The organism is Psychromonas sp. L1A2 (genome assembly GCF_009828855.1).
Classification (GTDB): domain Bacteria; phylum Pseudomonadota; class Gammaproteobacteria; order Enterobacterales; family Psychromonadaceae; genus Psychromonas.
The window spans coordinates 810,741-824,586 of record NZ_WUAG01000001.1 but is presented as its reverse complement, the minus strand read 5'-3'; the positions used below and the strand labels follow the sequence as shown (position 1 = coordinate 824,586).

The window sequence follows — 13,846 nt, the reverse complement described above, 5'->3', positions numbered from 1 at the left end:
TTGCAAAGTAGCCATAATATCTTAAGTACTCTGCAGCTTATTTCCTAACTCAATAAATAATAAGAAAAAACAGGCAAAAAAATCCCCGCCGAAGTGAGGATTTATAAATCAAAGTTGAATATTTTTCCTAGCCGAACTTAAGATTAAATATTACTGACCTTTAACTTTTTTAAGACTGAAGTTAATGAGGTGCAGCTGCGCCTAAAACAACTTAGCGATGTGGAAGTTGGTTGCCCGAAATTAATATTACGCAGCTAATAAAGTGCTGCAACACGGTCTGAACGGCTTAATGTTCTTTCGCCAAAAAACAGGCAAAAAAAATCCCCACCGAAGTGAGGATTTATAAATCAAAGTAGAATATTAATCTTAACCTAAGCTAAGTACTAATATTACTGACCTTTAACTTCTTTAAGACTGAAGTTAATGAGGTGCAGCTGCGCCTAAAGCTTCTTAGATACGTAGAAGTTGGTTGTCCGAAATTAATATTACGCAGCTAATAAAGTGATGCAACACGGTCTGAACGGCTTAATGTCCCTTCACCAAAAAACAGGCAAAAAAAATCCCCGCCGAAGTGAGGATTTATAAATCAAAGTAGAATATTAATCTTAACCTAAGTTAAGTACTAATATTACTGACCTTTAACTTCTTTAAGACTGAAGTTAATGAGGTGCAGCTGCGCCTAAAACAACTTAGCGATGTGGAAGTTGGTTGCCCGTCGTTAATCGGTCTGAACGGCTTAATGTTCTTTCGCCAAAAAACAGGCAAAAAAAATCCTCACCGAAGTGAGGATTTATAAATCAAAGTAGAATATTAATCTTAACCTAAGTTAAGTACTAATATTACTGACCTTTAACTTCTTTAAGACCATTGTAAGGTGCAGCTGCGCCTAAAGCTTCTTCGATACGTAGAAGTTGGTTGTACTTAGCAACACGATCAGAACGGCTCAATGAACCTGTTTTGATTTGGCCTGCTGCAGTACCAACAGCTAGATCAGCAATTGTTGAATCTTCAGTTTCACCAGAACGGTGAGAGATAACAACAGTGAAACCAGCATCTTTAGCCATTTTGATTGCAGCTAACGTTTCAGTTAAAGAACCGATTTGGTTAAACTTGATTAAGATTGAGTTAGCAATACCGTTGTCGATACCACGTTTAAGAATCTTAGTGTTTGTTACGAATAGATCGTCACCAACTAATTGGATTTTATCACCCATTAGTTTAGTTTGGTGTGCGAAACCATCCCAATCAGACTCGTCAAGACCGTCTTCGATAGAAACGATTGGGTATTTTTTAGTCAAATCTTGTAGGAAGAAGTTAAATTCTTCTGATGTGAATTTTTTACCTTCACCTTTAAGATCGTATATGTTTGCTTCTTTGTCGTAGAACTCAGATGCAGCACAATCCATCGCTAATGTGATGTCTTTACCTAATACGTAACCAGCATTTGCAACTGCTTTTTCGATTGCAGCAAGTGCAGCTTCGTTAGACTCAAGGTTAGGAGCAAAACCACCTTCATCACCAACAGCAGTTGAGTGACCGTCAGCTTTAAGTACTTTAGCTAGGCTATGGAATACTTCAGCACCCATACGTAGGCCTTCACGGAAGTTAGGCGCGCCAACTGGTTGGATCATGAATTCTTGGATATCTACAGAGTTATCTGCATGCTCGCCACCATTGATGATGTTCATCATTGGAAGAGGCATAGAGTAAACACCAGAAGTACCGTTTAAGTCGGCAATGTGAGCGTATAGAGGTACTTTTTTAGAGATTGCAGCAGCTTTAGCAGCAGCAAGAGAAACAGCTAGGATAGCGTTTGCGCCAAATTTAGCTTTGTTTTCAGTACCGTCTAGGTCGATCATGATTTGGTCAAGTTCAGCTTGTGCAGTTGCATCTTTACCAGCTAGCGCTTCAGCGATTGGGCCGTTTACAGCTGCAACAGCTTTAAGAACGCCTTTACCTAAGTAACGAGCTTTGTCGCCGTCACGTAGTTCAAGAGCTTCACGAGAACCAGTAGATGCACCAGAAGGTGCAGCAGCCATACCGATAGAACCGTCAGCAAGATGAACTTCAGCTTCTACAGTTGGGTTACCACGTGAATCCATGATTTCACGACCAAGTACTTTAACTATGTTTGACATGATTATTCCTTTGTTTTAATAAAAATAAAATTTTAAAAATTCTTTGTAACGAGTTGTTAATAACTTCAACAACGTTTTATTGTGCAATTTTTTAACAAAATAACGTGACCTGGTCAACAAAAACTATGAAAAACGACCTTGTTGATGATCTATCGCAGCTTTTATAAACCCTTTAAATAATGGGTGACCATCACGTGGTGTTGATGTGAACTCCGGATGGAATTGCGCAGCAACAAACCAAGGGTGATTTGGATTTTCAATTATTTCTACTAATTTTTTGTCTTCTGACAAACCAGTAATTTTCAAACCTGCTTTTTTAATCGCCGGTAATAAATTGTTATTAACTTCATAACGATGACGATGACGTTCAAAAATTTCTTTACTACCGTACATTTCTAATACTTTAGATTTGTCCGCTAAATGACATTTTTGAGAGCCTACGCGCATCGTACCACCAAGATCGGAGTCTTCAGTACGTTGTTCAACTTCACCTGATTTATCGATCCATTCAGTGATTAAACCAACCACTGGATATTTTGTTTCAGTATTAAATTCTGTTGAATGAGCATTTTCAAGACCAGCAACATTTCGTGCAAACTCAATAAGCGCAACTTGCATACCTAAACAAATACCTAAGTAAGGAATTTTGTTTTCACGTGCATATTGTGCAGCTAAGATTTTACCTTCTACGCCACGCTCACCAAACCCACCAGGAATGAGGATTGCATCAATACCTTCTAATACGCCTAAGCCTTTAATTTCAACATCTTGTGAATCAATATATTTAATCTTCACTGTTGCAGCATTTTTTAAGCCGCCATGTTTCAATGCTTCATTAACTGATTTGTAAGCATCTGGTAACTCAGTGTATTTACCAACCATGCCGATAATAACTTCGCTGGTTGTATTTGCTTCTTCAGAAACCACTTTTGCCCATTCGCTTAAATCTGCTTCAGGACAATCTAAACCAAAACGTTCAACACAGATTTGATCTAAACCTTGTTGTTTTAATAATGCTGGAATTTTGTAAATTGAATCTACGTCACGCAATGAAATAACTGACTTCTCTTGCACATTACAGAACAATGCAATTTTTGCACGTTCGTTTGCAGGAAAGCTCACTTCACTTCGACAGATAAGAATGTCAGGCTGAATACCTAAGCTACGCAACTCTTTTACAGAATGTTGTGTTGGTTTAGTTTTAATTTCGCCAGCTGTTTTCAAGTAAGGCAATAGAGTCAAATGCATGAACATTGCATTTTCTTGGCCTACTTTTAAACCTAATTGACGAATAGCTTCAATGAAAGGTTGTGATTCAATATCGCCAACCGTTCCACCTAGCTCAACTATCGCTACATCATGTCCTTCACCGCCAGCAATAACACGCGCTTGAATTTCATTTGTAATATGTGGGATAACTTGAATAGTTGCCCCCAGGTAATCACCACGACGTTCTTTAGCAAGTACGTCAGAGTAAATACGACCTGTTGTAAAGTTATTACGTTTAGTCATTTTGGTACGAATAAAGCGTTCATAATGACCTAAGTCTAGATCCGTTTCTGCGCCATCGTCGGTTACAAATACTTCACCATGCTGAATTGGGCTCATAGTCCCTGGGTCAACGTTAATATATGGGTCAAGTTTCAGAATCGTTACGTCTAAACCACGCGCTTCTAAAATTGCGGCAAGAGAACCTGCGGCAATACCTTTACCAAGTGATGAAACCACACCACCCGTTACGAATATATATTTTGTTGTCATAATAACCCTGAGCCATTAAGAATGAGAAAAAAGAATCCTAATTTCACTGCCAAATAAAAACACCACACAGCAAAAAAACTCAACTTATAAATAAGTAAAGTTAGGGTCTTGAAGTGTGACCGTTTTATCAAAATGGAGAAAATTGAGCATTTAGATGGGACAATAGTATAACAAGGTGCGCTATTTTCGACAAACGAAAAAGCACTTTATTAGTAATAAAGTGCTTTGATGGTGATTGTTAGACCTTAGATGGGGTCTAGTTTAAGACGGGATTTTCTTTATCTGATTCCAAATTGAATCTAACTCATTCAATGTGCAATCACCCATCTCTTTACCCAAAGATTTAACATGTTGTTCTACAAGCTTAAATCTTGATGAAAACTTTTGGTTTGCTTGATTTAATACTTGTTCTGGATTGGCCTTTAAATGACGAACAAGATTAACGTTAGCAAATAATAAATCACCTAATTCATCAACAATTCTTTCTTTTTGTTGCGCTTCAGTTAAATCAGTTCTTTTCACTTCTACTAAAACTTCATCAATCTCTTCATGGATTTTAGCAATAACAGGTTCTAATTCAGCCCAATCGAAACCAACACTCGCGGCACGTTTTTGAATTTTATAAGCACGTGTTAATGAAGGTAAAGCAAGTGGTATGTTATCTAAAATACTTTCTTCTGTGTTTAAAGACTTGGCTTTTTTAAGACGCTCTTTTTCTTTTTCAGCTTCCCAATTCGCATTGATTTCTGCATCAGTTGTAAACTCTGAAGTAGAAAACACATGAGGATGCCGACGGATCAACTTTTCGTTTAACACTTCTAGGATGTCATCAAACTCAAACAAACCTTGCTCCTTAGCTAACTGAGCATAAAAAACAACTTGGAATAATAAATCCCCTAACTCCCCTTTTAAGTCATCAAAGTCTTTATTCGCAATAGCATCTGCCACTTCATAAGCCTCTTCAATGGTATGAGGTACGACACTATCAAAGGTTTGCTTTAGATCCCAAGGGCAACCTGTTTCAGGTGTACGTAGTTGCTGCATGATTGATAATAGTTGCGTTAAGTTTGCTGACATAATAGTTCCTAAATAAATACTTAGAAGAAAAACGGATTTAATTAATAGCCTAATCGATACTTTGATTTAGTTGAGAGTCGACTTAATCACCTAAAAGCTCAATCACCTTTTGTAATGCATCGACAAACACCTTGGCTTCATCCAGTGTGTTATAAACAGAAAAAGACACTCTCACCGTCCCATTACAATTTAATACTGACATTAATGGCATCGCACAATGCGTTCCACTTCTAACAGCAATACCCTGTGCATTTAATAACATGGCAATATCTGCGCTGTGCTCACCTTTCACAATAAAACTGATGGCACCTGACTTTGTTAATCCTTTGGCAAATAGGTTTATTTCAAGCATCTCGCTTAGGGCGTTTTCAGTATATTCAATTAAGCTTTGTTCATGATTTTGACAAAATTCAGTGTCTAGAGCATTTACAAAATCAATGGCTGCGGCTAGGCCAATAGCACCTGCAATATTAGGCGTACCCGCTTCAAATTTGAAAGGTAGCTGGTTGTAGGTGGTTTCTTCAAAGGTGACAGTTTGAATCATTTCACCGCCGCCTTGCCATGGTGGAAGTTGATTTAATAAATCTAGTTTTCCATACAACACACCGATACCTGTTGGGCCAAATAATTTATGCCCAGAGAAGAGGTAAAAATCACAATCAAGTTGTTGTACATCTACATCAATATGCGCAACAGCTTGTGCCCCATCTATAATCACTTTAGCGCCTTGTTGATGTGCTAATTCAATCACTTCTTTAATGGGATTAATAACGCCAAGTGCATTGGAAACATGCGCAATAGAAACAATTTTAGTGCTTGATGAGAGTAAAGATTGAAAGGCCGTTAAATCTAAACAATGCTGTTCAGTTAAAGGAATGACCTTAAGCACTGCACCTGTTTTTTTAGCAAGCATTTGCCAAGGTACTATATTGGCATGATGCTCTAAAGCACTAATAATAATTTCATCGCCAGCCTGTAACTGATCTGCAAATACATTAGCTAATAGATTAATGCCTTCGGTTGTGCCTTTTGTCCAAATGATTTCTTCTGAACGTTGTGCATTAATAAATGTTTGTACTTTGACTCGACTTTGTTCAAATAATGACGTTGCTTGGTTACTTAAAGCATGGCTAGCTCGGTGTACATTGGCATTACTGGTTTGGTAATAATGACAGATAGCATCAATGACGGATTGTGGCTTTTGCGTAGTAGCGGCGTTATCAAGATAAACAAGCTGATGCTCATTTACTTGCTGATCTAAAATAGGAAATTGGGTTCGTAACTGCTCAATATAAAGATCTGAACTCACGTGACACCTCTACAACAGGGAATTAAACAATAGATATATTATTATTAACTTAAGTAGGCTTAAGTATGAAAGCAGAAGAATAAGCATTGATCATTCTGTTCGATTAATGCTTATTCTTAGTCAAACTAAGACTTATAAGTCGTTTATTAAGATAGTTTATTAAGATAGCTTATAAACTACGGCCTATAAATTGTAACCTATAAACTGTGATTACGACCTTCAATCATTAAACGCTTCATCTCACTCACTGCAACAGAGAAACCATCCACTAATGCACGTGCGACAATAGCATGTCCAATATTAAGCTCAATAATTTCAGGTAAAGCAGCAATAGGTTTAACATTGTGATAATTCAAACCATGACCCGCATTTACTTTAATACCGACTTGATGACCATAGGTTGCCGCTTTAGCAACACGCGCTAACTGTGCTTCTTGAATCTCTTCAGTTTCAGCATCAGCGTATTGACCTGTATGTAATTCAACATAAGCCGCTTTCATTTTAACGGCAGCATCAATTTGTGCCGCTTCAGGGTCAATAAACAAACTAACTTGGATATTCGCCGCATTTAAACGACTCACTGCATTTGCTATTTTATCGTAATTACCCACCACATCTAAACCGCCTTCAGTGGTGAGCTCTTCACGTTTTTCAGGCACTAAACAAACAAATGTTGGTTTAGTTTTTAACGCTATTTCAACCATTTCGTCAGTCACTGCCATTTCAAGATTCATGCGTGTTTGTAAAGTTTGAGCTAGCACGGCAACATCACGATCATGAATATGACGACGATCTTCACGTAGATGGATGGTAATACCATCGGCACCTGAAGTCTCTGCGACAGCCGCTAAATGTGCCGGCTCTGGGTAACATGTACCACGTGCATTACGAAGTGTTGCAACATGGTCGATATTCACACCTAATAAAATTTTGCTCATGTTCTTTCCTTTATGCTATTACTGTTACAATTTTTATTGTTATTATTAGTTTTTTTGCTATTGATTTGGCTTACTTATTTGCTTTATTTATTTGGCTTAGTTATTTAGCCGCAAATAACGTTCGGCTATGTAACGGTTTATCACCTAATAAATTAGCCAATGCTTGACGGCAAAAACGTTTTGCCATTTTCAATGTTGCTTCACTATCGAGTTCACGTTGCGATAAATTAATAATATCCTGTCCATCATAAACCTGTTCTGGTTTACAAATAGCTTGTTTAGCAAAAAAACCAAGTTGCTGTTGATATTGATATTGAAAACCTGACTCAATAATTTCATCGCTATAAACATCATGGTCGAAGTTAATACCGTAACCTAATGTTTCTAGCAATGTTAATTCAAACAAACGTAGTGCTTTTTGTGGGTCGTCATCACGGGCAATACTAATAAGAGTACGTTGATAACATTCAAAAAGACCATCGCAGGCGGTCTCAGCTTGCAATAAACGATATAGCAGCTCGTTAACGTACATCGCAATATATAAACGTTGCCCATGTAATGGTACAACTTGAGTTTGCGCCTCTAGAGACTTAACCGTTTTTAAACTACCACGGCCAAAATAACTGGCGAGCAATAACGTGAATGGCTGAGCCATGCCGCGTTTCATGCGAGTACTACTACGACCGCCTTTAAAAATAAGGCTTACTTTACCGACGTCTTGGCAAAACAGGTCAACAAGTTGACTCGTCTCACCATAAGGACGACGGTGAAGTATAAAAGCATTGTGGCACTCAATAGACATTAAATAGCCTCTATAAGCAGAAAATAACCATTATGAAAAGTCAAAGCTTGCCAGCAAAAGCCTTAAGCAAAGCCCTATTAATGTCTATTAACCGTTATAATCATCGCCGTAACCCAATGAACGTAATGCACGATCGTCATCAGCCCAACCAGATTTAACTTTAACCCAAATTTCTAGGAATACTTTAGAGTCAAATAACTCTTCCATATCAATTCGCGCTTGCATGCCTATCGCTTTCAGCTTTTCGCCTTTATTACCGATAACCATACGTTTTTGACCATCACGCTCTACCAAAATCAGCGCATTAATATGCAAAATACCATTAGCTTTTTGTTTAAACTGTTCGATTTCAACGGTCACTGAATACGGTAATTCATCACCTAAAAAACGCATTAACTTTTCACGTACAATTTCAGACGCCATGAAACGTGAAGAACGGTCGGTAATGTAATCTTCTGGGAAATAAAACTCAGATTCAGGTAAAACGCCTTTAGCCCATTCACGAATTTTTTCAACGTTATCACCAGATTTAGCTGACATCGGCAAAATATGTGCAAAGTTATAAAGCTTACCGATCTTCTGTAAATGCGGTAATAATAATTCTTTATCTTCGACGTTATCAATCTTGTTAACGGCTAAAATAACAGGGCATTTTAGGTATTCAAACTTTCTCAATACCATTTCATCATCAGCAGTCCAATGTGTCCCTTCAACTACAAACACAATCATTTCTACATCATTGATTGAGCTTGATGCGGCACGATTCATTAAACGGTTAATGGCACGTTTTTCTTCAATATGTAATCCAGGTGTATCAACAAAGATGGTTTGATAATCACCATCAGTATCAATACCAAGAATACGGTGACGCGTTGTTTGTGCTTTACGTGAAGTAATACTTACTTTTTGACCAAGCAATGCATTAATAAGCGTTGATTTCCCTACATTAGGACGCCCGACGATTGCGACTAAGCCACATTTTTGTGTCATTATTTAGCTCCTAAATAGATGAAAGTTAAAGTTAATAATACAGGTAAATAAATAGCATTAAGAAGTAACATTATTTGTCACCTAACAATGCGGTTAACATAGTTTGTGCAGCAACTTGCTCAGCTTTACGGCGACTTGTCCCCTTGCCTTGCACTTGTTGCATTCCTTCAATTTCGCAGCTCATAGTAAATTGCTGATTGTGCGCTTCACCTTTAACATCAAGCACTTCATAAAGTGGTAAAGGTTGTTTACGAGATTGTAAATGCTCTTGTAAACGCGTCTTAGGATCTTTTTGACCGATACCTGGTTGAATAGTATTAAGGCGGCTTTCAAACCAGCTTAATACCAATTTATTCACCACATCGATATTAGAATCTAAAAATACAGCACCAATAATCGCTTCAACGCCATCGGCGATAATTGAATCGCGGCGGAATCCACCACTTTTTAATTCACCAGGACCTAAGATCAAACAATCACTCAATACAAATTCACGCCCTACTTCTGAGAGCATTTTTCCGCAGACTAAAGTTGCACGCATACGGCTTAAGTCGCCTTCATCAACTTTAGGAAAACGTTTATATAAATCAGTTGAGATAGCAAAACTTAAAATCGAATCACCTAAAAACTCTAAACGTTCATTATGTAAACCAAGCGCGCTTCGATGCGTTAATGCTTGTTTTAATAATGAAAAATCTGAAAATTCGTAACCAATACGCTTTTCTAAACGCTTTAATTCTTGTTCTTTCATCTTCATTTGATACTACCTATACGTTCAAAACGTACATTACTTGGCACCCAACTAGGTAAAAAGTCACTCGCATCGCGGTCAAATTCAAAACTAATCCATTTAGCAACGGCTTTACCAACTAAGTTACGCTCAGGTACAAATCCCCAAAAACGGCTATCGCGACTATTATCACGGTTATCACCCATTACAAAATAGTTCCCCTCAGGCACAACCCACTCATAGGTTGCCGTTAATGGTTCTTTTTGTTGGTAATAAGCTTGTGTTTGTTCTCTGCGTAAAGGATTAATCAATAGTTGATGCTCAGCATCGCCTAATACTTCAGAGTAAACTTTTACGGTGTTGCTTTCATGTTTGAAGTCTTGATTACCGATGAACGAGGTATCTAATTTCTTGTAATCACCACAGCTTGCTTCACCACATGCAGGTACAATATATAATTCTTTATCTTTATAAACTATCTTATCGCCCGGTAAACCAACAACACGCTTGATGAAGTCTACACGTTGATCTTCAGGGTATTTAAATACCGCAACATCACCGCGTTCAGGGTGACCGGTTGGGATTAACGTTGTTTGCCAAACCGGCTCTTTAATACCGTATGAGAATTTTTCAACTAAAATAAAATCACCAACGAGCAGCGTTGGCATCATTGAACCCGATGGAATTTGAAACGGTTCATAAATAAAAGAACGTAAGATAAAGACGGTTGCGATAACTGGAAATAAACTACGTGCATTTTCAATAATTGGATTTTCAGGCACCATTTTAGCAAGTGTTTTATCGTCTAACTCAATCTCAGATTGAGCTTGTAAATCGGCATAAGCCTGCTTACGTTTTTTAGCCCATTTAATTTTATCGAAAACCCAAACCAGACCGGTTACTAAGGTCAAAATTACTAATATCAATGCAAATGAATTTGCCATTTTTTTTCCTATCCACTTATAAATCATATTAATTAATGGATTTTAACTAATATGACTCGTTTAAAATACAAAATGCGCGGGTTATACACCAGCGCATTAACATTCTTTAATTACTATTTTCTATCATCAAACTGAGAAGAATTAGTAATCAAACACTACTTATCTTTACCGATATGTAACACCGCTAAGAAAGCCTCTTGAGGAACATCAACGTTACCAACAGACTTCATTCGCTTCTTACCTTCTTTTTGTTTCTTCAACAGTTTTTTCTTACGGCTGATATCACCACCGTAACATTTTGCCAATACGTTTTTAGTTAATTGCTTAACCGTTGAACGGGCAATAATTTTACTACCAATCGCAGCTTGTATTGCAATATTAAACATTTGACGAGGAATCAATTCTTTCATTTTTTCTACTAATTCACGTCCATAACCTTCTGCATTATCACGATGTGTGATCAATGCTAATGCATCAACACGATCGCCATTGATCATGACATCAACACGCACCATTTCAGCTAATTGGAAACGAATGAAGTTATATTCCAATGACGCATAACCACGGCTCGTTGATTTTAAACGGTCAAAGAAGTCCATTACTACTTCACCCATTGGGATCTCGTAAGTTAATGCGACTTGGTTACCGTGATAAGCCATTTTAGTTTGTACACCACGTTTGTTAATACATAAAGTGATTACGTTACCTAAATAAGCTTGAGGTACTAAAATATTACACTCAGCAATTGGCTCGCGGATCTCTTTAATATCATTTGTTGCTGGTAATTTAGCAGGGCTATCTACGTATTCAATTTCGTTGTTATTTTTTTCAACTTCATAAATTACGGTCGGTGCCGTTGTAATCAAATCAATATCGTATTCACGCTCTAAACGCTCTTGAATGATCTCCATGTGTAGTAAACCTAAGAAGCCACAACGGAAACCAAACCCTAGTGCCGACGAGTTCTCTGGTTCATACAATAATGACGCATCATTAATACTTAATTTACCCAGCGCATCACGGAAGTTTTCATAGTCGTCAGAGCTTACTGGGAATAAACCAGCGTAAACCTGTGGTTGAACACGTTTAAAACCAGGTAATGCTTTTGGTGATGGGTTATCAGCAAGTGTTAAGGTATCGCCCACTGGTGCGCCTAAAATATCTTTAATACCAGAAATAACATAACCAACTTCACCGGCTTTTAAAATACCAGTTTCTTTCTGTTTTGGCGTAAAGTAACCCACTTTAGTCACTAAATGAACTTGACCTGTGGTCATTACTTTCATTCTATCGCCGACTTTAATTTGACCGTGCTTGATACGTACCAATGAAACAACACCTTGGTAGTTATCAAACCATGAGTCGATAATTAATGCCTGAAGAGGACCATCCAAATTACCTACTGGCGGCGGGATCATGCGAACGATTTCTTCTAATACTAAATCAATACCTAACCCCGTTTTAGCAGAACAACGAACCGCATCCGTTGCATCGATACCAACAATGTCTTCAATTTCTTCAGCAACACGATCAGGTTCTGCAGCCGGCAAATCGATCTTATTTAAGATAGGGACAACTTCTAAGTCCATTTCTAAAGCGGTATAACAGTTTGCTAGTGTTTGCGCTTCTACGCCTTGACCGGCATCAACAACTAATAAAGCACCTTCACAAGCCGCTAAAGAGCGTGATACTTCATAAGAGAAATCTACGTGTCCTGGTGTATCGATGAAGTTTAATTGGTAAGTTTCACCGTCTTTCGCTTTATAATCTAACGTGACACTTTGCGCTTTGATGGTAATACCACGTTCACGTTCTATATCCATAGAATCAGTTACTTGTGCAGCCATCTCACGCTCAGTTAAACCACCACATGTGCTGATTAAACGATCTGACAATGTTGATTTACCATGGTCGATATGGGCAATGATTGAAAAGTTACGAATATTTTTCATGAATACTTTTAATACCTTGTTAGTGACTACATATTGCATTGCGATACAGGTTGATCATTGTTTGATTACCACTTTATCGCAGCTAACTTAAGCGTCATTTACGCTACGCTTTTAGTAACTTTAATGCTTACTTTTGATGTCTAGTTTTAACACGCCTAATTTGCGCATCTTAATTGCCGTGCATTCTAGCGAATTTCTGTTTTAATCTCCATCTTTAAACACCTATAGTCGTAATGCTTTAGCAGTTAACTCTGTGTTATATTTTTTGTCAGAATAAAAAGTAAACATTTAGCTTTAAAAAAACATTTAGCACAAAAAATCAGCATCAAATGGTCACATTTCCCTCACAAACAGCGAGGCTTTCCTCACATTTTTAACTTTTCTTCAACAAGATCAAAGATGATCAAGCAATCTATTAACGCTAATTAGTTTTTTTGACATACAATAGAGCTTGCTTTTCATGGATTGATAATGGCAGGGATTATGCCACCATTCTCAAAAAAAGCATTATGAGCTGTTTTCGAGATATCGAATCTACGCTTACGTTTCTATTTCTTTTCTTTTATTATTTTTGAGGTTATTAAATTATGAAGTCAAACACTCCAGTGTTGCTTTCTGTTGCAGTTGCCGTTATTGGTGCAGCTGCCATCACTCTACTTTCAATCAGCTTAAATGGCGCAATGTTATTCGCCGCTGGTGCTGTGATAGTTGGTTTTCTTATTCAATTTGCCAATACAAGCAAAAGTACTGCAACAGCAACGGCACCTGAAGCTGATTTTGCAACCACAACGCTATACGTTGGTAACTTACCTTACCGCGCAAACGAAATGGCTATTCGCACATTATTTGCAGAACACGGTAAAGTTATTTCAGTACGTTTAATGAAAGACAAACATACGGGCAAACGCCGTGGGTTTGGTTTTGTTGAAATGCCTGAAAGCGATGCAGCAAATGCAATTGAAGCATTAAATGAACAAGAGTTCCAAGAACGTTCATTAAAAGTACGTGAAGCAAACGAACGTACTCCACGTGAAGATTCAGTTGAATAAATTTTTCAGCTAGCATAAAAAAGCTCGAGCGCAATTTATTGTTCTCGGGCTTTTTTGTTTTTAAGCGTTTATTATACCAATCACACTCATTAATTAGCACTACCTATTTTCTATCCAGGATCACCTTACAAGCCACCATTCTGCCTAGCGATTTTA

11 protein-coding genes are annotated in these 13,846 nt (G+C 37.7%); 1 reads left to right on the top strand and 10 read right to left on the bottom strand.

The window, feature by feature from the left end; translation table 11 throughout:
* Window positions 1-839: 839 nt before the first annotated feature.
* From eno to lepA, 10 genes are all read right to left on the bottom strand, one after another.
* Window positions 840-2,138 (bottom strand): phosphopyruvate hydratase, encoded by a 1,299-nt coding sequence (gene eno / locus GQR59_RS03645; RefSeq protein WP_160060745.1) that lies wholly within the window; start codon window positions 2,136-2,138, stop codon window positions 840-842.
* A 123-nt stretch (window positions 2,139-2,261) separates the two neighbouring features.
* On the bottom strand, window positions 2,262-3,899 hold the full coding sequence (locus GQR59_RS03640) for a CTP synthase (protein ID WP_160060744.1): 1,638 nt from the start codon (window positions 3,897-3,899) through the stop codon (window positions 2,262-2,264).
* 261 nt (window positions 3,900-4,160) lie between these two features.
* On the bottom strand, window positions 4,161-4,976 hold the full coding sequence (mazG, locus tag GQR59_RS03635; protein WP_160060743.1) for a nucleoside triphosphate pyrophosphohydrolase: 816 nt from the start codon (window positions 4,974-4,976) through the stop codon (window positions 4,161-4,163).
* 82 nt (window positions 4,977-5,058) lie between these two features.
* Window positions 5,059-6,285 (bottom strand): aminotransferase class V-fold PLP-dependent enzyme, encoded by a 1,227-nt coding sequence (locus GQR59_RS03630; protein WP_160060742.1) that lies wholly within the window; start codon window positions 6,283-6,285, stop codon window positions 5,059-5,061.
* 197 nt (window positions 6,286-6,482) lie between these two features.
* Window positions 6,483-7,223 carry a pyridoxine 5'-phosphate synthase gene (pdxJ, locus tag GQR59_RS03625; RefSeq protein ID WP_160060741.1) on the bottom strand — a complete coding sequence of 247 codons (741 nt, stop codon included), beginning with the start codon at window positions 7,221-7,223 and terminating at the stop codon, window positions 6,483-6,485.
* Window positions 7,224-7,323: 100 nt separating this feature from the next.
* The gene (gene recO / locus GQR59_RS03620; RefSeq protein ID WP_160060740.1) at window positions 7,324-8,025 is read right to left on the bottom strand and encodes a DNA repair protein RecO; all 702 of its coding nucleotides are present in this window, start codon (window positions 8,023-8,025) and stop codon (window positions 7,324-7,326) included.
* Between the two features lie 87 nt (window positions 8,026-8,112).
* On the bottom strand, window positions 8,113-9,015 hold the full coding sequence (gene era / locus GQR59_RS03615; RefSeq protein WP_025562911.1) for a GTPase Era: 903 nt from the start codon (window positions 9,013-9,015) through the stop codon (window positions 8,113-8,115).
* A 70-nt stretch (window positions 9,016-9,085) separates the two neighbouring features.
* Window positions 9,086-9,772: a ribonuclease III gene (rnc, locus tag GQR59_RS03610; protein WP_081695326.1), complete on the bottom strand. Its 687-nt coding sequence runs from the start codon at window positions 9,770-9,772 to the stop codon at window positions 9,086-9,088.
* Window positions 9,769-10,689, bottom strand: a complete 921-nt coding sequence (lepB, locus tag GQR59_RS03605; protein WP_160060739.1) for a signal peptidase I — start codon at window positions 10,687-10,689, stop codon at window positions 9,769-9,771. Before lepB ends, rnc begins: the two co-directional genes overlap by 4 nt.
* 155 nt (window positions 10,690-10,844) lie before the next feature.
* A complete protein-coding gene (gene lepA, locus GQR59_RS03600) occupies window positions 10,845-12,641 on the bottom strand; it encodes a translation elongation factor 4 (RefSeq protein ID WP_160060738.1) in 1,797 nt (598 codons plus the stop codon).
* Window positions 12,642-13,228: 587 nt separating this feature from the next.
* Here lepA and GQR59_RS03595 point away from each other — a divergent pair.
* A complete protein-coding gene (locus tag GQR59_RS03595) occupies window positions 13,229-13,690 on the top strand; it encodes an RNA recognition motif domain-containing protein (protein ID WP_160060737.1) in 462 nt (153 codons plus the stop codon).
* The last annotated feature ends 156 nt before the right edge of the window (window positions 13,691-13,846 follow it).